Annotated in this window: 17 protein-coding genes and 2 tRNA genes; 10 read left to right on the top strand and 9 right to left on the bottom strand. The window is 37.7% G+C overall.

Going from position 1 to position 19,148, the window contains the following annotated elements; translation table 11 throughout:
• Positions 1–164 precede the first annotated feature (164 nt).
• Both tcdA and A1D26_RS09015 read left to right on the top strand, forming a co-directional pair.
• Complete coding sequence (tcdA, locus tag A1D26_RS09020; protein WP_157403685.1) at positions 165–938, top strand: tRNA cyclic N6-threonylcarbamoyladenosine(37) synthase TcdA; 774 nt, start codon at positions 165–167, stop codon at positions 936–938.
• 239 nt (positions 939–1,177) lie between these two features.
• Positions 1,178–2,164 (top strand): amidohydrolase family protein, encoded by a 987-nt coding sequence (locus tag A1D26_RS09015; protein ID WP_157403684.1) that lies wholly within the window; start codon positions 1,178–1,180, stop codon positions 2,162–2,164.
• Positions 2,165–2,245: 81 nt separating this feature from the next.
• Here the strand turns inward: A1D26_RS09015 and ampD are convergent, their stop codons facing one another.
• Positions 2,246–2,803, bottom strand: a complete 558-nt coding sequence (gene ampD, locus A1D26_RS09010) for a 1,6-anhydro-N-acetylmuramyl-L-alanine amidase AmpD (protein ID WP_157403683.1) — start codon at positions 2,801–2,803, stop codon at positions 2,246–2,248.
• Between the two features lie 75 nt (positions 2,804–2,878).
• Between ampD and A1D26_RS09005 the strand changes: the two genes are divergently transcribed.
• The 5 genes from A1D26_RS09005 (at position 2,879) to tsf (ending at position 8,163) form a co-directional block, all read left to right on the top strand.
• Complete coding sequence (locus A1D26_RS09005; RefSeq protein ID WP_157403682.1) at positions 2,879–3,718, top strand: 23S rRNA (adenine(2030)-N(6))-methyltransferase RlmJ; 840 nt, start codon at positions 2,879–2,881, stop codon at positions 3,716–3,718.
• Positions 3,719–3,775: 57 nt separating this feature from the next.
• Entirely contained in the window at positions 3,776–4,417 is a 642-nt protein-coding gene (pyrE, locus tag A1D26_RS09000; RefSeq protein ID WP_157403681.1) for an orotate phosphoribosyltransferase, read from the top strand.
• A 426-nt stretch (positions 4,418–4,843) separates the two neighbouring features.
• Positions 4,844–6,211, top strand: coding sequence for a bifunctional UDP-N-acetylglucosamine diphosphorylase/glucosamine-1-phosphate N-acetyltransferase GlmU (gene glmU, locus A1D26_RS08995; protein WP_157403680.1), 1,368 nt, complete (start codon positions 4,844–4,846; stop codon positions 6,209–6,211).
• A gap of 292 nt (positions 6,212–6,503) precedes the next feature.
• Entirely contained in the window at positions 6,504–7,220 is a 717-nt protein-coding gene (gene rpsB, locus A1D26_RS08990; RefSeq protein ID WP_157403679.1) for a 30S ribosomal protein S2, read from the top strand.
• Positions 7,221–7,317: 97 nt separating this feature from the next.
• Complete coding sequence (gene tsf, locus A1D26_RS08985; RefSeq protein WP_157403678.1) at positions 7,318–8,163, top strand: translation elongation factor Ts; 846 nt, start codon at positions 7,318–7,320, stop codon at positions 8,161–8,163.
• Positions 8,164–8,215: 52 nt separating this feature from the next.
• Here the strand turns inward: tsf and folD are convergent, their stop codons facing one another.
• The gene (gene folD, locus A1D26_RS08980; protein ID WP_157403677.1) at positions 8,216–9,070 is read right to left on the bottom strand and encodes a bifunctional methylenetetrahydrofolate dehydrogenase/methenyltetrahydrofolate cyclohydrolase FolD; all 855 of its coding nucleotides are present in this window, start codon (positions 9,068–9,070) and stop codon (positions 8,216–8,218) included.
• 166 nt (positions 9,071–9,236) lie between these two features.
• Here folD and A1D26_RS08975 point away from each other — a divergent pair.
• Both A1D26_RS08975 and A1D26_RS08970 read left to right on the top strand, forming a co-directional pair.
• Positions 9,237–9,313 (top strand) — tRNA-Pro (locus A1D26_RS08975).
• 41 nt (positions 9,314–9,354) lie between these two features.
• A tRNA-Arg gene (locus A1D26_RS08970) sits at positions 9,355–9,431 on the top strand.
• 368 nt (positions 9,432–9,799) lie between these two features.
• Here A1D26_RS08970 and msbA read toward each other — a convergent pair.
• The 3 genes from msbA to dinB all read right to left on the bottom strand — a co-directional run bounded on the left by msbA (position 9,800) and on the right by dinB (position 13,744).
• A complete protein-coding gene (gene msbA / locus A1D26_RS08965; protein WP_232516821.1) occupies positions 9,800–11,575 on the bottom strand; it encodes a lipid A ABC transporter ATP-binding protein/permease MsbA in 1,776 nt (591 codons plus the stop codon).
• A 155-nt stretch (positions 11,576–11,730) separates the two neighbouring features.
• A complete protein-coding gene (gene htpX, locus A1D26_RS08960; RefSeq protein WP_157403676.1) occupies positions 11,731–12,582 on the bottom strand; it encodes a protease HtpX in 852 nt (283 codons plus the stop codon).
• A gap of 91 nt (positions 12,583–12,673) precedes the next feature.
• Positions 12,674–13,744, bottom strand: coding sequence for a DNA polymerase IV (dinB, locus tag A1D26_RS08955; RefSeq protein WP_157403675.1), 1,071 nt, complete (start codon positions 13,742–13,744; stop codon positions 12,674–12,676).
• 132 nt (positions 13,745–13,876) lie between these two features.
• Between dinB and A1D26_RS08950 the strand changes: the two genes are divergently transcribed.
• The gene (locus A1D26_RS08950) at positions 13,877–14,788 is read left to right on the top strand and encodes a lysine exporter LysO family protein (protein ID WP_157403674.1); all 912 of its coding nucleotides are present in this window, start codon (positions 13,877–13,879) and stop codon (positions 14,786–14,788) included.
• An 83-nt stretch (positions 14,789–14,871) separates the two neighbouring features.
• On the opposite strand, the gene A1D26_RS08945 is transcribed toward A1D26_RS08950, so the two are convergent.
• From A1D26_RS08945 to dcuC, 4 genes are all read right to left on the bottom strand, one after another.
• Complete coding sequence (locus tag A1D26_RS08945; protein WP_157403673.1) at positions 14,872–15,924, bottom strand: AI-2E family transporter; 1,053 nt, start codon at positions 15,922–15,924, stop codon at positions 14,872–14,874.
• A gap of 77 nt (positions 15,925–16,001) precedes the next feature.
• Entirely contained in the window at positions 16,002–16,373 is a 372-nt protein-coding gene (locus A1D26_RS08940) for a cytochrome b562 (RefSeq protein ID WP_157403672.1), read from the bottom strand.
• Between the two features lie 97 nt (positions 16,374–16,470).
• Entirely contained in the window at positions 16,471–17,688 is a 1,218-nt protein-coding gene (gene fabB, locus A1D26_RS08935) for a beta-ketoacyl-ACP synthase I (RefSeq protein WP_157403671.1), read from the bottom strand.
• A gap of 162 nt (positions 17,689–17,850) precedes the next feature.
• Positions 17,851–19,143 (bottom strand): C4-dicarboxylate transporter DcuC, encoded by a 1,293-nt coding sequence (gene dcuC / locus A1D26_RS08930; protein ID WP_157403670.1) that lies wholly within the window; start codon positions 19,141–19,143, stop codon positions 17,851–17,853.
• Positions 19,144–19,148: the final 5 nt, after the last annotated feature.

The raw sequence follows: 19,148 nt of genomic DNA, 5'->3' as shown, positions 1-19,148 counted from the left end.
CTAACTTATTGAAATTTAAAGATTTAAAGATTACGATTATCCATCGCTTTTTCAGAGTACAGGCAAAAAATATAAATGTCTAGCCTAATTTATAAAAAATATGTTAAAACTTATAACTTTAAGTTATTTCACTACTTATTAAATTTATAGAGTTATTAAATAGAATGACAAGAATAGATAATTATGAACAGCGTTTTGGCGGTATTGGCAGACTTTATACGCCAGCAGGATTAGCTCGCTTACAACAAGCACATATCTGTGTTATCGGTATCGGAGGCGTTGGCTCTTGGGCGGTGGAAGCCCTTGCTCGCTCAGGTATCGGTAAGCTAACTCTAATTGATATGGACGACATTTGCGTAACCAATATCAATCGTCAAATTCACGCAATGTCTGGTGAAATTGGTAAGCTAAAAACAGAAGTAATGAGGGAAAGGGTTTTAAAAATCAATCCTGAATGTGAAGTTCTTATTATTGATGATTTTATTACCCTTGATAATCTGGCTGAATATCTGAATCAAGGCTATGACTATGTGATTGATGCCATTGATAGTGTGCGTGTTAAAGCTGGCATTATTGCTTATTGTAAACGTCATAAAATCAAACTTATTACTACTGGCGGAGCAGGTGGGCAAACTGATCCTACGCAAATTCAAATTACCGATTTGAGTAAGACTATTCAAGATCCATTAGCGTCAAAAGTCCGTAGTTTGTTACGCAAAGAATACCATTTTAGTCAAAATCCAAAACGTAAATTTGGGATTGATTGTGTTTTCTCAACCCAACCATTGATTTTCCCCAAAATGCAAGAAGGCTGTGAAATATCGGCAACAATGAATTGTGCCAATGGCTTTGGAGCAGCAACAATGGTAACAGCAACATTTGGTTTTTTTGCAGTTTCTCGTGTGATTGAAAAATTATTGAAAGATCTGCCCGCTTAATTTACCGCAAACGTTTGCATTTCAAGCTAGATAAAATTATACTATCCGCCTAGTGCCAATAAGGAACTAGAAATGCAATACAACCAAATTCAAATGACAACCAAATTCACATCGCTAAACCTAAAAACATATCAAGGTTTAGCGGTTTTTCTATTACCCATATCTAAGATCTCTACATTGTAGAGATCTTTTTTTTGCCTAAAATTTATAAATCGTTATACATTAAGGATACAGAAAGAATGAGCCAATTGATTCGTACGCTAAAAAGCCATATTCGTGATGAAGTTATCAAAAAAGGGGGATGGGTAAATTCCCACGCTCACGCCGACCGTGCTTTTACGATGACACCAGAGAAAATCAAAATCTATCAGGAATCAAATTTACGACAAAAATGGGATTTAGTTGATGAAGTAAAACGTCAATCTAGCGTTGAAGATTATTATCGCCGTTTTAGCCAATCCATTGAGTTGATGATTTCTCAAGGAGTAACCGCACTTGGTAGCTTTGTAGATATTGATCAGATTTGTGAAGATAGAGCGATTATTGCCGCCCACAAAGCACGTGAAGTCTATAAAAATGACATCACTTTAAAATTTGCTAACCAAACTTTAAAAGGAGTAATTGAACCGAATGCACGCAAATGGTTCGATATCGGTTCGGAAATGGTAGATATGATCGGTGGCTTACCTTATCGTGATGAATTAGATTACGGTAAAGGTTTAGAAGCGATGGATATTCTGATGGACACGGCAAAATCACAAGGAAAAATGTTGCATGTTCACGTCGACCAATTCAACTCACCAAAGGAAAAAGAAACGGAACAGCTATGTGATAAATCCGTAGAACACGGAATGCAAGGGCGTGTTGTGGCTATTCACGGTATCTCTATTGGTGCTCATCCAAAAGAATATCGCCAAATGTTGTATAAAAAAATGAAAGCCTGTGAAATGATGGTTATTGCTTGCCCTATGGCGTGGATTGATAGCCCACGTAAAGATGAACTACTCCCTTTCCACAATGCTCTTACCCCAGCTGATGAAATGATTCCAGAAGGGATTACAGTTGCACTCGGTACAGATAACATCTGTGACTATATGGTTCCTTTATGCGAAGGTGATATGTGGCAAGAACTGAGTTTATTATCCGCAGGTTGCCGCTTTACTAATTTAGATGAAATGGCAAATATCGCAAGTATTAACGGACGGAAAGTATTAGGGCTTCTATAATTTCTATTGCTATAAGCGATCTGATTTCACTGAAGTACTGCAAAATTTCAATGAAATCAAGTCGCTTATTTATTAGCTTAACTAGGTCTGGCTAATTAAATCTCGATAATAACACCAATCAAAATACTGCCCTGGGTCAATTTTTCGTCCTGGGGCAATATCACAATGTCCTACAATCCTTTCAGGCGTAATTTTAGGGTACGTTTTAATAATAACTTTGGTAAGTTTTGCTAAGGTTTGGTATTGTTCTTGAGTAAATGGTTGATTATTGCTCCCTTCTAACTCTATCCCAATCGAAAATTGATTACATTTTTCTCTCCCATCAAAACTAGATGCTCCTGCATGCCAAGCCATATCATTAAAATTGACATATTGTGTAATATTTCCTTGACGATTGATTAAACAGTGAGCCGATACTTTTAAGTCTTTAATTTCTTCAAAATAAGGGTGTTCTGTTGGATCAAGTTTCCCTTGAAAAAATCGATCAATAAAATCCCCACCAAATTCATCGGGGGGTAAACTAATGTAGTGAATAACAAGGAGTGAAATGTCATCATTAAATGGACGAGGGTCGAAATGAGGAGAAATGACTTGTTTTTCTCCAAGCAACCAACCATTATCAATGTGTAAAGTGTTCATAAGCGATAACAAGAAATAGTTTAATAGTCGGAAATACGTTAAAATAAGACCTATTTTACAAGAAAGAGAACAAAAATGCTTAGTTATCGTCACAGTTTTCACGCAGGTAATCACGCCGATGTGTTAAAACATATTGTTTTAACCTTAATTTTGGATGCACTGAAACAAAAAGAGAAAGGTTTCTTCTATTTAGATACCCATTCTGGCACAGGACGTTATAGTTTAATGAGTGCCGAAGCGGAAAAAACGGGGGAATATGTCGAAGGTATCGCTCGTTTATGGGAGCGTGATGATTTACCTGAAGAAGTCGCCATGTATCTCAATGAAATTAAGAAGATCAATAAAGATAAGCTACGCTTTTATACTGGTTCGCCATTATTGGCGGTACAACAACTCCGCCCACAAGATCGTGCATTACTTACCGAGTTACACCCAAATGATTTCCCTTTACTTCGTAATGAATTTGCGAAAAATCGCAATGTCGTGACTAAGCGAGAAAATGGTTTTCAACAACTAAAATCTGCTTTACCTCCGAAAGAAAAACGTGGGCTAGTACTTATTGATCCACCTTATGAATTAAAAGAAGATTATGAGTTGGTGGTAAAAGCGATTATTGAAGGCTATAAGCGTTTTGCGACTGGTGTATATGCAATTTGGTATCCCGTAGTGCTACGCCAGCATACTAAGCGTATTGTTCGCGGTTTGGAAGCAACAGGCATTCGCAAAATTTTACAAATTGAACTTGCTGTCCGCCCCGATTCAGATCAACGAGGAATGACTGCAAGTGGAATGATTGTAATCAACCCACCTTGGCAATTAGAAAGCCAGATGAAAAGAATTCTTCCTTACTTGACTGATGTTCTTGTACCTGAAGGAACTGGATCTTGGTCGGTAAATTGGATTACGCCTGAATAACAAGCGGTAAGATTTATTCGATTTTTTGCAAATCACAATAAAAACAAAGGATATAAAATGGAACAATACAAACACGACTTTATCGAATTTTGTTTAAGCCGTAACGTGCTTAAATTTGGTGAATTTACCTTAAAATCAGGCAGATTAAGCCCGTATTTTTTCAATGCAGGCTTATTTAACACAGGGAGAGATCTCGCTAGATTAGGAGAGTTCTATGCCGAAGCAATTCAGACGAGTGACATTGAATTTGATGTGTTATTCGGCCCAGCCTATAAAGGAATTCCGATAGCAACAACTGTCGCTGTTGCACTTGCAAACCAGTTTGATATTGATAAACCTTGTTGTTTTAACCGCAAAGAAGCGAAAGATCACGGTGAAGGTGGTAATTTAATCGGCAGTGGTTTATTCGGAAATATTTTATTAGTCGATGATGTAATTACCGCAGGCACTGCCATTCGTGAATCAATGGAAATTATCAATGCGAATAAAGCTAACCTAGCTGGTGTATTGATTGCCCTAAACCGTAAAGAAAAAGGCAAAGGCGAACTCTCTGCAATTCAAGAAGTAGAGCGTGATTACCAATGTCGAGTATTCTCTATTATTGATTTTGATGATTTAGTGAAATATCTTGAAAAATCAGCACAATATACCCCATTCTTACCTAAAATGATGGAATATCGCGAGCAGTATGGAGTTTGATTTGTAAATCTTTCGTCAAAAATACCCGCTTATTGTGGGTATTTTTAACGACAGGGCTTTGAAAGCAAAATGGTACCAGAAAGCTGCAGAAAATGAGTGTAATGACCCAAACTAATTTGGGTTATATGTATGGTTTAAAACATGATCTTATCTTGAATAACTTAAAAAAATAGAGAGTGTTTTGGTACGGCTTATGATAACAACGTTAAAAATAGATGTGATGGCTATAGTATGATGCTAAAGGGGAAATAATATATAGGTAATTCAAAATGTAAGCTTTTGAATTGAATGTTCAACTCTTAGACAAACAATAACTTCCCTGAAATTTTTTTGCAAAATGTTGAATGAAAGCAACCACTTGTTTATTTCTCATTTTTCTCAAATTTCGGTAGAATGTCCGGAATTTTTTCTTATAAGGATTTCAAAATGACCCAACTTAGCGTTGTTATTCTTGCTGCGGGTAAAGGCACTCGTATGTATTCAGATTTACCTAAAGTTTTACACCCTATCGCAGGTAAGCCAATGGTAAAACATGTGATTGATACTGCAAAACAGCTTGATGCTAAACAAATTCATTTAATTTATGGGCATGGTGGCAACCTACTACAACAGCGTTTAGCTAATGAACCCGTAAATTGGGTGTTACAAGCAGAGCAACTCGGTACAGGACATGCAATGCAACAAGCTGCACCATTTTTTGCTGACGATGAAAATATTTTAATGGTATATGGTGACTCTCCATTGATTACCAAAGAAACTTTAGAGAAGTTGATTGCGGCTAAGCCTGAAAATGGTATCGCTTTACTGACTGTTGAATTAGCGAACCCTACAGGATATGGGCGAATTATTCGTGAAAATGGCTCGGTAGTCGCAATTGTTGAGCAAAAAGATGCCAACCCTGAACAGTTAAAAATTCAAGAAATTAACACTGGGGTGATGGTATCAAGTGGTGCGAGTTTCAAAAGATGGTTAGCTCAATTAAACAATAACAATGCTCAAGGCGAGTATTACATTACTGATGTGATTGCAATGGCAAATCGTGATGGTTTCAAAGTACAAGCGGTGCAAGCGACAGATTTAATGGAAGTGGAAGGTGCAAATAATCGCTTACAACTTGCCGCTTTAGAGCGTTATTATCAAAAAAAGCAAGCTGAAAAATTGTTGTTGGCTGGCGTGACTATTGTTGATCCACAGCGTTTTGATGTGCGTGGTACGGTTTCACACGGTAAAGATGTTTATATTGATGTGAATGTTGTCTTAGAGGGCGAAATTAAGTTAGGCGATCGTGTCAAAATTGGTGTAGGTTCAGTACTGAAAAATTGTGAAATCGGTGATGATGTAGAGATCAAACCTTATTCTGTAATTGAAGATACCGTTATTGGCAAGCAAGCTAAAATTGGACCATTCTCTCGTTTACGCCCTGGCACACACTTAGGAGACGATACTCACGTAGGTAACTTTGTTGAAATTAAAAATGCACAAGTGGGCATAGGCTCAAAAGTAAACCATTTGGCTTATGTAGGTGATGCAGAAGTTGGGGCAAATTGTAATATCGGTGCTGGCGTCATTACTTGTAACTATGATGGAGCGAATAAATTTAAAACAATCATCGGCGATGATGTGTTTGTTGGCTCTGATAGTCAGTTGGTCGCTCCAGTAACGATTGCGAGTGGTTCAACCATTGGTGCTGGTTCAACAGTAACTAAAGATGTGGCGGAAAAAGAATTAGTGATTACTCGTGTGCCACAACGTCATATTCAAAATTGGCAACGTCCAACGAAGAAAAAAGCATAATAGCTTTACAAGCGGTGTGAAAGGTAAAATTTTTTGCAAAACGCACCGCTTGTCGTGAAATAGTTATAGCTTTTTTCCTTGCTTTTCTGTAAAATCCGTCCGTTTTTTGTGCTTGCTTTTCATTGAAAAACAGTGCAAAAAACATCATTTTTTATTAACCCAAAATCACACACATATCGCCAACTGATTATCGGGGTGCTATTAAGTAAGTTATTTTAATGGTCGATATACAGGATATGTGGAGGCAAAACCCTTCCCATAAAATTGGGAACTAACATAAAGGAAATTTCTTATGGCACAAGTATCTATGCGCGATATGCTTAACGCAGGCGTTCACTTCGGTCACCAAACTCGTTACTGGAATCCAAAAATGAAACCTTTCATTTTCGGTGCTCGTAATGGTGTTCATATCATCAACTTAGAGAAAACATTACCATTATTCAACGATGCGTTAGCTGAATTAACACGCATTGCAGGTAACAATGGTAAAATTCTTTTCGTTGGTACAAAACGTGCAGCATCTGATGCCGTAAAAGCAGCAGCAGTAGAGAGCCAACAATTCTACGTAAACCACCGTTGGTTAGGTGGTATGTTGACTAACTGGAAAACAGTTCGTCAATCAATCAAACGCTTAAAAGATCTAGAAACTCAAACTCAAGATGGTACTTTCGATAAAATTACTAAGAAAGAAGCATTAATGCGTACTCGTGAGCTTGAGAAATTAGAATTAAGCTTAGGCGGTATTAAAGATATGGCTGGTCTTCCAGATGCAATTTTTGTAATCGGTGCAGACTACGAACATATCGCAATCAAAGAAGCAAACAACTTAGGTATTCCTGTATTTGCTATCGTTGATACTAACGCAAGTCCAGATGGCGTAAACTACGTTATCCCTGGTAACGATGACGCAGCTCGTGCGATCCAACTTTACTTAGATGCAGCAGTTGCAGCAATCAAAGAAGGGCGTGGTCAAGAAGTTGAAATCGTTGCAGAAGAAGCGGCTGAATAATCGTATTAAGGCATAAGCCCTATACACATTCGTAATTTGTGAAGCAGGGGCGACAATTCCCCTGCTTTCTTTGTTTATATTTAAGAGGAATAAAAAAATGGCTGAAATTACAGCATCTCTAGTAAAAGAACTTCGTGAGCGTACAGGCGCTGGAATGATGGAATGTAAAAAAGCGTTAGTAGAAGCAAACGGTGATATCGAGTTAGCAATCGATAATATGCGTAAATCTGGTCAAGCTAAAGCGGCTAAGAAAGCAGGTAACATCGCTGCTGAAGGTGTAATCTTAGCTCGTATTGGTGCAGGTTTTGGTGTATTAGTTGAAATGAACTGCCAAACTGACTTCGTTGCAAAAGACGCAGGTTTCTTAGGCTTAGCAAACGAAGTTGCTGACTATGCATTAGCAAACAAAGGTATTTCAATTGAAGCATTAGCAGCACAATTTGAAGAAAAACGTGTCGCTTTAGTTGCAAAAATTGGTGAGAATATGAACATTCGTCGTGTTCAATACTTAGATGGTCAAGTGATTGCACAATACTTACACGGTGCGAAAATCGGTGTATTAGTTGCTGGTGAAGGTTCAGAAGAAGAATTGAAGAAAGTTGCAATGCACGTTGCAGCATCTAAACCTGAATTTGTAAACCCAGAAGATGTATCTGCAGAAGTAGTTGCAAAAGAACGTGAAATTCAAATCGAAATCGCAATGAACTCAGGTAAACCCAAAGAAATCGCCGAGAAAATGGTTGAAGGCCGTATGGCTAAATTCACTGGTGAAGTATCATTAACAGGTCAGGCATTTGTAATGGATCCTTCTCAATCAGTAGGTAGCTACTTAAAATCAGTAAATACTTCTGTATCTAACTTCATTCGTTTAGAAGTTGGTGAAGGTATTGAGAAAGTTGAAACTGACTTCGCAGCAGAAGTTGCAGCAATGCAAAAAGTTTAATTTTCGTATGAAAATAGAAAAGCAGGCTTTAGCCTGCTTTTTTTGTTGTCTGTTACAGTGAAATATGATGCTGATAAGCCTGTAAGGTATTTTGCATCAGCATTGCAACAGTCATTGGACCTACGCCACCAGGAACAGGCGTAATATAGCTCGCTCTTTGAGAAGCCTGTTCAAATTCCACATCGCCGACTAATTTGCCGTCAATACGGTTAATACCAACATCAATCACAATGGCACCCTCTTTAACCCATTCACCAGGAATAAATTGAGGCTTGCCTACCGCAACTACTAAAATATCCGCCTGACGAATATGAGATGCGAGGTCTTTAGTAAAACGGTGAGTAACGGTAACGGTACATCCAGCTAATAACAATTCTAATGCCATAGGGCGTCCTACAATGTTGGATGCTCCTACGATAACAGCGTGTTTACCATAAAGATCAGCTTGGGTATTTTCTAAGAGTTTCATTACCCCATAAGGTGTACAAGCTCTTAAGGTTGGAATACGTTGGCATAATCTGCCGACATTATATGGGTGGAAACCATCAACATCTTTATCGGGTTGAATTGCTTCGATCACTTTGGTGCTATCAATATGTTTAGGTAGCGGTAACTGAACCAAAATGCCATCTACACTTTCATCCTTATTTAACTCATCAATTAAATCTAAAAGGGCTTTTTCCGTTGTTTCTTGAGGAAGATCGTATGATTGGGATTGAATGCCGATTTCAGCACAGCTTTTTCTTTTACTTCCAACATACACTTGAGAAGCAGCATCTGAACCAACTAAAATAACCGCAAGCCCTGGTGATCTGTATCCTTGTTCAAGATAATGCGAGATTTTAGTTGCTACTTCATTTTTTATTTGGTTTGAAATGGATGTTCCTGAAATAATATTTGCAGACATTGTTTGGCTCCTAGTGATACGAAAACGTTTGCTATTCTCTCAAAATTTTTGCTTTTTGATAAGTCTTAATATGTTTAACGTTCAAAGAACAGTCATTCAAATAAGCTGAAATTAAAAAGGGATTGACGAAAGAATAAAAAAAACTATAATTCTGCACATCTTACGTCGGCGAGTAGCGCAGCTTGGTAGCGCAACTGGTTTGGGACCAGTGGGTCGTAGGTTCAAATCCTATCTCGCCGACCACTTCTTTTTTATAGTACTATTCTTAATATTATCTATTTATTGCGCCCTTAGCTCAGCTGGATAGAGCAACGCCCTTCTAAGGCGTGGGTCAAAGGTTCGAATCCTTTAGGGCGTGCCATATTTCTATTTAAATTCAATCACTTATACTCTATACAAAGAGCTTTAAATAGTTGCCACAGCCTTTAGTCCATCGCATATAACGCATTGAAAAAATGAATATTGCACTTAAAAAAGATGACGACCTATAGAGAACAAGCCACGAACAAAGTGAAAGAATATCAAGAGAGGCTAAAAGAATTTCACCCCACATCAAGACAATGTGCTTATTTATATATGATACAAGGTTTAATACTTTATCTTTACCCTACGTGAGAAAGGAATATTAAGGGACAAAAAACCTATGAGAAAGTCTATGGCAATCTATATCCAAGATTGTCCTTTCTAGACCGAAAAATTCGAAACAAAACAACAAATTTGATTGCCCTACTATCCAAACTGTAAGCTATGAAGTTGTTTATAAGCACCGTTTTGTGCAAGTAGTTCACTGTGAGTTCCACGCTCAATAATCTGCCCGTGATCAACCACCAAAATCTCATCTGCTTTTTCAATCGTAGATAAGCGGTGAGCAATGACAAGAACGGTACGATCTTTTTGTAGCTCATCTAATGCAGCTTGAATAGCTCGCTCTGATTCCGTATCTAAAGCAGATGTGGCTTCATCAAGAACTAATACTGGTGAATTTCGTAATAATGCTCGAGCAATGGCTAAACGCTGACGCTGACCGCCCGATAAGTTCACCCCATTTTCACCGATGATCGTATCCAAACCTTGTGGCATTTTTTCAATAAATTCCATCGCATAAGCCGCTTTAGCTGCTTGCTCAATTTCTGCTCGACTATATTTATCTTTTGCCGCATAAGCGATGTTATTGGCAATCGTGTCGTTAAAAAGATGAACTTGCTGCGACACAATCGCACACTGTTCACGCAAGTTGTTTAAGGTGTAATTTTGAATTGGCTGGTTATCTAAATAAATATTCCCTGCATCAATATCGTAAAAACGCGTAATTAAATTTGCGATGGTCGATTTACCAGATCCTGAACGCCCCACTAATGCTAATGTTTTACCTGCAGCAAGATCAAAAGAGATATTTTTTAGTGCAGGTTGCTCTTTACCATAATAGGTGAAAGTGACATTTTCAAAGCGAATATCGCCTTTTGCCCGCTGAGTTTGGTAAGTGCCATTATCTTTTTCTGTCGGTAAATCAAATAACGTAAATAAGGTTTGGCAAGCCGCCATTCCACGTTGAAACAGGGCATTAACATTGGTTAAGGTTTTTAATGGACGTAGAATCCCCATCAACGCACCAATTACCGCAGCGAACTCCCCTGCTGTTAAACTATCGCCCATAATTTCAGGTGAACCTGCAACAAATAACACAACGGCTAAGGCTAATGAAGCAATTACCTGAATAATCGGATCAGAAATTGCCGTTGCCGCCATCATTTTCATTCCCTTACGGCGCATATCGTTACTTGTACGGTTAAAACGCTCTTCTTCTACTTTCTGTCCACCAAAAGAAAGTACCACTTTATGCCCTCTTAGCATCTGCTCAGCACTTTCAGTCATACTACCCATAGATTCTTGCATATTGCGGCTAAGTGTTCTAAATCGTTTAGATACCACTCGAATCAAAATAGCGATCAAAGGCCCAATAATAAACAGCACAAGAGAAAGTCGCCAACTATAATAAAACATTGTAATTACGAGAAAAAGAATATACACCCCTTCTCGAACAACACTTTGCAAAGCACTGGCTGATGAACTTGCAATCTGTTCTGAATCATAAGTAATACGGGATAATAATTTACCTGATGAATTTTGATCAAAGAAAGTTACAGGCATAAACATCAAATGTTTAAACACACGCTGACGCATTGTCATTACGACTTTGCCTGACACCCAAGCCAAACAGTAACTTGATACAAAGCTAGTTAAACCACGAGCAAAAATCAACCCAACCACAATGAATGCCATTACTTTTAAAAAGTTACGATCCGCTTGTCCACCAAAACCTTCATCAATTAAAGGTTTAAGCATTGTGATTAAATAAGCATCTGCAGCCGCATTAAATACCATTGCGACCATTGCCACTAAAATACCCAACTTAAATGGCGAAATCATCGGCCATAAACGTTTAAAGGTTTGCCAAGTTGATTGATCTTGAGTCATCTCATCAATCGAAAAAGATTGTTTAGACATAATTTCTCTTTTCTTCAGTATAAATACGTTGCTATTTTAAAGGGTATTTGGATTTCTACCAAGTTTTCGATCAACAAGCGGTAAGATTAGAGAGCATTTTTGCAAATTAAAGAAAATAAAAGGGGCTAAAGTAGATTAGCCCCTTATGTATCAAATTATAAATTTCTTAACGCTTCAATGCGTTTTTCAAGTGGTGGGTGGCTCATAAAGAGCTCTTTACGTTTACCATTGATCATAAATGCGTTTAATGAACCTTGTAGCTCTTCTGGTTCGTGTAGTTTTTGTAAACGCTGTAGGGCAGCAATCATTTTTTCTTTACCTACAAGGCTTGCTGAGCCAGCATCCGCACGGAATTCACGATAACGAGAGAACCACATTGCAATAATCGTTGCTAATACACCAAAGAGAATTTCTAACACCATTGATACTAGGAAATAAATCCCAGTGCTTTGGCTTTCTTCACCATTGTCGTTGCGAGTGCTTGATACAGCGGTTGCAATCATTCGAGATAAGAAAATAACAAAGGTATTCAGTACACCTTGTAATAAAGTCATCGTAACCATATCGCCATTTGCAATATGAGCAACTTCGTGTGCAACAACGGCTTCCGCTTCATCTTGGGTCATTGAATTTAATAAGCCTGTACTTACTGCAACAAGAGAGTTACTTTTTGTTGCACCTGTTGCAAAAGCATTCACATCAGCTGAGTGGTAAATGGCGACATCAGGCATTGGAATACCTGCTTGTTGTGATTGACGTTTAACGGTTTCAACTAACCAATGTTCTGCATTATTGCGTGGCTCAGTAATAATTTCTGCTCCAACAGAACGTAAAGCCATTGTTTTTGATAAAAATAATGAGATCAATGAACCTGCAAAACCAAAAAGCACTGACATAATTAAGATGCCGCCAGTACTGTTACCCGCAATGCCCGTTACGCTTAAGATAATGCCTAATACAATCATTACGGCAAAGTTTGTTGCAAGAAAGAGTGCAATTCTCATCATAGTAGATAATTCTCCAAGTTGTAAAAAGTTGAGTAAAAAAGACCGCTTGTAAATGGCGATAATTTAGCAAAATTCAAGGTTTCGGCAACAATTATTCCCATAAGTTTAACTGTGTTGTTACTTTTTTGTTTGGAAAATGAACGTTTATACCGATTAAGCGGATTTTTCGTCCATTTCTTCGTTGCCAGATCTGTTCAAGTAAATATAAGAAATTCTCTTGAGTAAAGTTATCCATTGTTCTTTCCAAAGTCGTTTGACTGAAATCATCAAATTTAAGTTTGATACCTAATTTTTTAAATTCGGATAAAGGTGTATCAGCCCAGTTTCTCTGAATGCGAAAGATAAGTTTATTAAATTGTTCGCAGACAATCATTTCAGCACTGTTTAAATCAGAAATATCTTGTAGTAGGGTATTTTCAACAGCAAGTGATTTGCGTGGGCGATTGACTTCAATTTCTCGTTCATCAATACCGTGGCTAAAATCCCACAAACGCTGTCCAAATTTACCAAATTGTTGGAAAATAAAGTGTTTTTCTGATTTCTGAATATCTGCACAGGTGTGAAATCCTAGCTGTTTGAGTTTTTCATTTGTCACATTACCTACACCAGGGATCTTTTTTAATGGAAGTGTTGAAATAAAATCAGCAACTTGCTCGGGAGTAATTACAAATTGTCCGTTCGGTTTATTTTGGTCAGAGGCAATTTTGGCAAGAAATTTTAGTGGGGCAATGCCTGCCGAGGCGGTTAATTGTAATTCATTCCAAATTGCTTGGCGGATTGCTTGAGCAATCCAAGTAGCTGAACCAGAATGATGTTGGCAATGCGTTACGTCTAAATAGGCTTCATCTAGCGAAAGTGGCTCTATAATAGAGGTATATCGTTGAAAAATTTGGTGAATTTGGGCAGATACTTCTTTATATAAAGACATATTTACGGGCAACAGCACTAATTGCGGACATAATTTTAATGCTTGAGCAGTTGGCATTGCACTGTGTAGCCCGAATTTTCTCGCTTCATAATTGCAAGTGGTGAGTACTCCTCGTTGATTTGCACTTCCACCAACGGCAACTGCTTTACCGATCAAGGTAGGATTTTGACGCATTTCTATTGAGGCGTAAAAACAGTCCATATCAATGTGAATAATTTTTCGTGATATATTCATTTGCAAAAAATTGAGAGAAAGTAACCGCTTGTTAGCATATCAAATAACTGTATATAAAAACAGTTTTATTGCGTTAATTTATTGTTAAAATTTATCCTTAATAATAAAAAGGAAAATTGAAAGGGGGAACGAATGATTTATGGGCTATTGATTGCCTTTGTGCCACTTTTTTTAGGCTATCTTTTTCGTGTTCATAATCCTAAGGTAATAGCGGTAGTTAATAAAACGACAATGTATAGCCTTTACTTAATTTTGTTGATAATGGGCATTGCTTTAGGGCAATTAGATGATTTAGAAACTAAACTTCCCCAAATTGGGCTGACAGCTTTGGGGCTAAGTACCATTATTCATTGTTGTAATATCGGAAGTTTAATGCTTTTCGATAAATTATATCCAATGAAACGAACTGCTTTAACAGCAGAAGAATTACCATCACGTTGGAAACAGCTTTTGGAATCCTTGGTGTTATGTTCAACGGTATTAGCAGGGGGAATTTTTGGCTTTTTAACGAAGGGTATATTAGATTTCCCGCTTCACTCTAGTACTTATGTGCTTGTTGTGATGATTTTTTGTGTCGGTATTCAGCTACGCAATAGCGGTATTCCTTTGAAAGAAGTATTTTTAAATAAACGTGGAATATTTACAGCATTGATCTTTATGGGTAGTGGTTTGCTTGGTGGGGTAATTTCCGCCTATCTATTAGATTTACCTTTATTCAAAGCATTAGCTTTTGCTTCAGGGTTTGGTTGGTATTCGTTATCGAGTGTGTTAGTTAATGATGCGTGGGGCCCTGTTTACGGCAGTATTGCTTTTTTTAATGATCTCTCTCGCGAAATTTTCTGCTTATTCAGTATTCCTTTCTTTATGAGAATGTTTCCTTCGACTGCGGTTGGATTGGGTGGGGCGACATCGCTTGATTGTACCTTGCCAATTATCCAAAAATCAGGCGGAATGCAAGTTGTGCCGTTAGCGATTAGTTTTGGATTTATTGTTAATTTAGCCATACCTTTTTTATTACCGATGTTTATTGGGATAGCTTCTTAATATAAACAAGGGGGGGGTGAAGTAGATCATGTCTATAAAAATCAAAGAGACTAATCTACTCCCCCTAAAAATACCCCACATACCTATTTGAGTAATTTTTCTTCTGGAACATCACCTAGCAATAAGGCATATCTCGCTGTACTTGGGCTAGACTCTAGTACAATTTTGAGAGCCATTGTTAAAGGAACAGAAAGCAACATTCCAACTGTACCCAGAATCCATCCCCAGAAAAGTAAAGAAAGGAAAACCACTAGCGTCGATAACCCTAATGTTCTTCCCATCATTCTAGGCTCTAATACATTTCCAATAATCATATTGATGCTAATCACACCAAGCGCAACACCAAATCCAACCGAAAAACCGTTTAACAGCAAAGCTTGAACAATAATGGGTACGCCCGCAAGTATAGAGCCAATATTCGGAATATAATTTAGCAAGAAACTTAATGTTGCCCATAATACTGCATACTGTACACCCATAAGCTCCAATAGTGCCCAAATACAAAATCCTGTGAGTAAGCTGACTAATGTTTTTACCCCTAAATAACTAATCACACCTTGTAGAATACGGTTAATATGATTTTCCTGTGCTATGGCGTCATTATTATTTGAACTTAAAGCAATTGCTAAACGATGTTTTGCTGTTGGAGCTTCAAATAGCATAAAGACAACAACAAGTAATAACACAAAAATATTTGTCACCACTCCAGAGAAACTTAAGAGTAAACTAGTTACTAAATTCATAATTCTGCTGGGATCAAGCTCATTCATAATATCATCACGAGAGAGCGAAAGAGATATATTCCATTTTTCTGCCAGTGCTAATAGATCAGCAATACGCTGAGAAAGTAAAATTTTATAGGTTGGAATTGAAAGAGCGAATTCCCGCACTGTGCTGTTGATCAAACCAATCAAGAAAAATGAAATCACAATAAAAAGTACGAAAAGTAGGGTAATTGCTAACCAAAGAGGTACTTTTCTATCTGTCATTGCTTTAATGATAGGAGAGCAAATGATTGCAATAAATAATGACAATAAAAACGGAATAATAATTTCTGTGGCTAATTTAACTCCAGCAAGAATAATCACAATAGCCGCAATAGTTAATAAAATCTTAGTAATTGAATGTTGTTGCATAATCGCCTTATAAAATAAGCGGTCTGATTTTCATTCTTTTTGTAAAAAAGATGAGAGAACAAACCGCTTGCTAAATATTATTTGTATTCAGAATGATAGATTTTTTTGAGTTGATTCAGCTTTTCTACCGTTGTCTTAGCTTCATCAAGTTTGCCATCTTTAGCTGATTGGTTCGCCTGTTCCACAACATCAATCACCTCTTGTATGCCTTTTTGATAACCTTTAAATTTTTCTTGATCACCATCAAGGCTTGATGGCATTTTTTCTTGAGCTTTTTTAGCTGCAACTAAAAATTCTGTTGCACTTTGTTGGAAGCTCTCAACTGAATCTGCTCTCAGCAATCCATTGACGTTACGTCCCATTTGACGCATTTCTGTTGATACATTTGCAGCAGCTATTGTTGAAACCGCAATCAACGATGCGAACAAAATTTGTTTTGCTTTGTTCATATCATTACACTCCAAAAATAAACATTAAAAATAAAAAAAACGTGGGGAAAACCCCACGTCTTTATATCAAAAATTGAACAAAGAATCCAACCAAGAATTAACCTTTATATTTTTGGAATACTAAGCAAGCATTAGTTCCACCAAAGCCAAAGCTATTTGACATTACCGTAGTTAGTGCTTTATTTTGACATTCTGTCACAATATTCATTCCTTGAGCTTGTTCATCGAGAGTTTCAATATTGATACTTGGTGCAATAAAATCATTATCTAACATTAATAATGAGTAAATTGCTTCGTGTGCACCAGCAGCACCTAATGAGTGCCCTGTCATTGATTTAGTTGATGAAATAGCTGGTGATTTATCTGCAAATACTTCACGAATTGCACCAAGCTCTTTTACATCACCAACAGGTGTTGATGTGCCATGCACATTGATATACTCGATCTCACCATTAACAGTTGCCATTGCTTGTTTCATACAACGTACAGCACCTTCACCACTTGGAGCAACCATATCATAACCATCAGATGTCGCACCATAGCCCACGATTTCAGCATAAATTTTTGCCCCACGAGCCAGTGCGTGTTCTAATTCTTCAATAACAAGAACTGCACCACCACCCGCAATCACAAAACCATCACGATTTGCATCATAAGCACGACTTGCTTTAGTTGGCGTATCATTATATTTACTAGAAACAGCACCCATTGCATCAAATTGTGTTGCACCTTCCCAACATAACTCTTCTGCACCGCCAGCAAAGACGATATCTTGCTTACCTAGTTGAATCAATTCCATTGCATGTCCAATACAGTGTGCAGATGTTGCACAAGCAGAACTAATAGAATAGTTTACTCCACGAATTTTAAATGGAGTGGCCAAACAAGCTGAAACACTTGATGCCATTGTTTTTGTAACCGCATAAGGTCCAATACCTTTGACTCCGCGAGGACCACGAACCGCATCACAAGCAGCGACTTGTCCACGAGCAGAACCAATACCAGAACCGATAACCAAACCTGTACGATCATTAGAAATTTGTTCTTCTGATAAACCTGAATCTTCAATCGCTTCTTTCATTGAAAGATATGCATAAGCGGCCGCATCACCCATAAAACGATAAACTTTACGATCAATCAATTCCGCTGGATTTAATTTAATTGTTCCTGCGACTTGGCTACGCATGCCCACTTCTGCAAAACCCGGTACAAATTCAATACCCGATTTTCCTTCACGTAAAGATGCGATAACTTCTTCTTTATTATTACCAATACTTGAAATGATACCCAAACCGGTGATAACAACTCGTTTCATTTTTACCTCTGAGTTTAATCTAAAAAATTTTCCCTATTCTACACGTTTATGCTATTCACTGAAATATTTAATACAATTAAGCGGTCTGATCCGAGCTGTTTTTGCAAAAATAAAGGCAGTTTTCTAAAAAAACTGCCTTAATTTTACGATATTGCTAATAATCTACAGCATAAAGAATGCAAGGAATAATACCGCAAGAATCATTCCTGGCGCGGTTCTCTTAATAATTTCTACTGGACTCACTCCAGCAAGACCAGCACAAACAATGGTGACCCCTGCAATCGGTGAAGCCGTACGTCCAATAGCCCCAGCAATTGCAGATGCCATACCTAAATTTACATGAGTATAGCCTAGCTCTGGAGCGTGTGGCGTTACTGCAGTATTAAACGCAATCGCTGCTGCATCACCAGATCCCGTAATCAATCCCATTAAGAATGGGCCGATTGTCGCCCCCCAACGTACAAATTCGTTAGAGTGTTTTAAGAATTCAATAGCTGAATCAATTGCACCAGTCGCTTTTAAGCCTGCAACGAAAACACTTGCCGCAATGATGATACCAAGAACATTTGCATAAGCATTCCCCATACCATTGAAAAATTCATTGGTAATTTTTGATGGTGATGTACGAGTAACGACAATCGCATAAATTGTTCCAATTAACATTGCTTGTGGTACACCCATTTTCGTCCATTCAAGACCTGGTGCTTTTTGTAATGAAGTCCCACCGATTACAAGAATAATCAATGGAACTAATGGAGCAATAGCATAAAGGACGTTTACTTTAGAAAAATGAGATTCTGATTCTGTATGCTCTTTTAAATAATTCTCTTGATGTTCTTTCCCATAATCTTTAAATACGACAACTAGGAGAGTTAATACCACCATTCCAATCGCACCAGCAATTATGGTATAAGGAGCATGTGATAAGTTAACTTCAGTAATCGTTAAACCAGACATCTCACTAATCATCGCACTGTGAGATGATCCTGGACTCATCATTGAACCAAAAGTACCAGCCAAAATAGCCGCCCCAGCCATAGCTGGTCTAACACCTGCTGATTTCAATACCGGAATTAAAGTTGCCCCAACAGCCGCCGCACAACCTGCTGCAGATGGAATAGCAATATTGATAAAGAAAGTGATGATAGTTGCAATAGGAATTAAGAAAAACTTCAATCCACTTAATGGTTTAGTTAACAAATGAACTAAATGTGTGTCACATTCAGTATATTTCATCACATATGCAAACCCCATACTTGAACAGATTGCCATAATCAATCCGCCCGATGTCATACTTTTCGCAAAGGCGTCTAACGCTCCCATTGGATTAAGAGCAAGTACCGCCATAACAAGACCGACACCAATAAGCACAGTCCTTGTTTCATATTTTTTTATGAGCAAATAAATTGTTGCAATAATACCAACAATTGCGACAATTGTTTTAAATTCAGCCATTTTTA

The organism is Ursidibacter maritimus, assembly GCF_009761395.1.
Taxonomy (GTDB): Bacteria; Pseudomonadota; Gammaproteobacteria; order Enterobacterales; family Pasteurellaceae; genus Ursidibacter; species Ursidibacter maritimus.
The sequence above is the reverse complement of the archived record's forward strand: the minus strand, read 5'-3'. Positions and strand labels throughout refer to the sequence as shown.

What these genes read in the sequence shown, in the direction of transcription:
- folD (WP_157403677.1), bottom strand. Translation starts at nt 9,070, where the DNA reads ATGTCTGCAAATATTATTTCAGGAACATCCATTTCAAACCAAATAAAA.
- fabB (WP_157403671.1), bottom strand. Translation starts at nt 17,688, where the DNA reads ATGAAACGAGTTGTTATCACCGGTTTGGGTATCATTTCAAGTATTGGT.
- ampD (WP_157403683.1), bottom strand. Translation starts at nt 2,803, where the DNA reads ATGAACACTTTACACATTGATAATGGTTGGTTGCTTGGAGAAAAACAA.
- rpsB (WP_157403679.1), top strand. Translation starts at nt 6,504, where the DNA reads ATGGCACAAGTATCTATGCGCGATATGCTTAACGCAGGCGTTCACTTC.
- A1D26_RS08940 (WP_157403672.1), bottom strand. Translation starts at nt 16,373, where the DNA reads ATGAACAAAGCAAAACAAATTTTGTTCGCATCGTTGATTGCGGTTTCA.
- A1D26_RS09005 (WP_157403682.1), top strand. Translation starts at nt 2,879, where the DNA reads ATGCTTAGTTATCGTCACAGTTTTCACGCAGGTAATCACGCCGATGTG.
- A1D26_RS08945 (WP_157403673.1), bottom strand. Translation starts at nt 15,924, where the DNA reads ATGCAACAACATTCAATTACTAAGATTTTATTAACTATTGCGGCTATT.
- A1D26_RS09015 (WP_157403684.1), top strand. Translation starts at nt 1,178, where the DNA reads ATGAGCCAATTGATTCGTACGCTAAAAAGCCATATTCGTGATGAAGTT.
- tcdA (WP_157403685.1), top strand. Translation starts at nt 165, where the DNA reads ATGACAAGAATAGATAATTATGAACAGCGTTTTGGCGGTATTGGCAGA.
- dinB (WP_157403675.1), bottom strand. Translation starts at nt 13,744, where the DNA reads ATGAATATATCACGAAAAATTATTCACATTGATATGGACTGTTTTTAC.
- tsf (WP_157403678.1), top strand. Translation starts at nt 7,318, where the DNA reads ATGGCTGAAATTACAGCATCTCTAGTAAAAGAACTTCGTGAGCGTACA.
- pyrE (WP_157403681.1), top strand. Translation starts at nt 3,776, where the DNA reads ATGGAACAATACAAACACGACTTTATCGAATTTTGTTTAAGCCGTAAC.
- A1D26_RS08950 (WP_157403674.1), top strand. Translation starts at nt 13,877, where the DNA reads ATGATTTATGGGCTATTGATTGCCTTTGTGCCACTTTTTTTAGGCTAT.
- msbA (WP_232516821.1), bottom strand. Translation starts at nt 11,575, where the DNA reads ATGTCTAAACAATCTTTTTCGATTGATGAGATGACTCAAGATCAATCA.
- htpX (WP_157403676.1), bottom strand. Translation starts at nt 12,582, where the DNA reads ATGATGAGAATTGCACTCTTTCTTGCAACAAACTTTGCCGTAATGATT.
- glmU (WP_157403680.1), top strand. Translation starts at nt 4,844, where the DNA reads ATGACCCAACTTAGCGTTGTTATTCTTGCTGCGGGTAAAGGCACTCGT.
- dcuC (WP_157403670.1), bottom strand. Translation starts at nt 19,143, where the DNA reads ATGGCTGAATTTAAAACAATTGTCGCAATTGTTGGTATTATTGCAACA.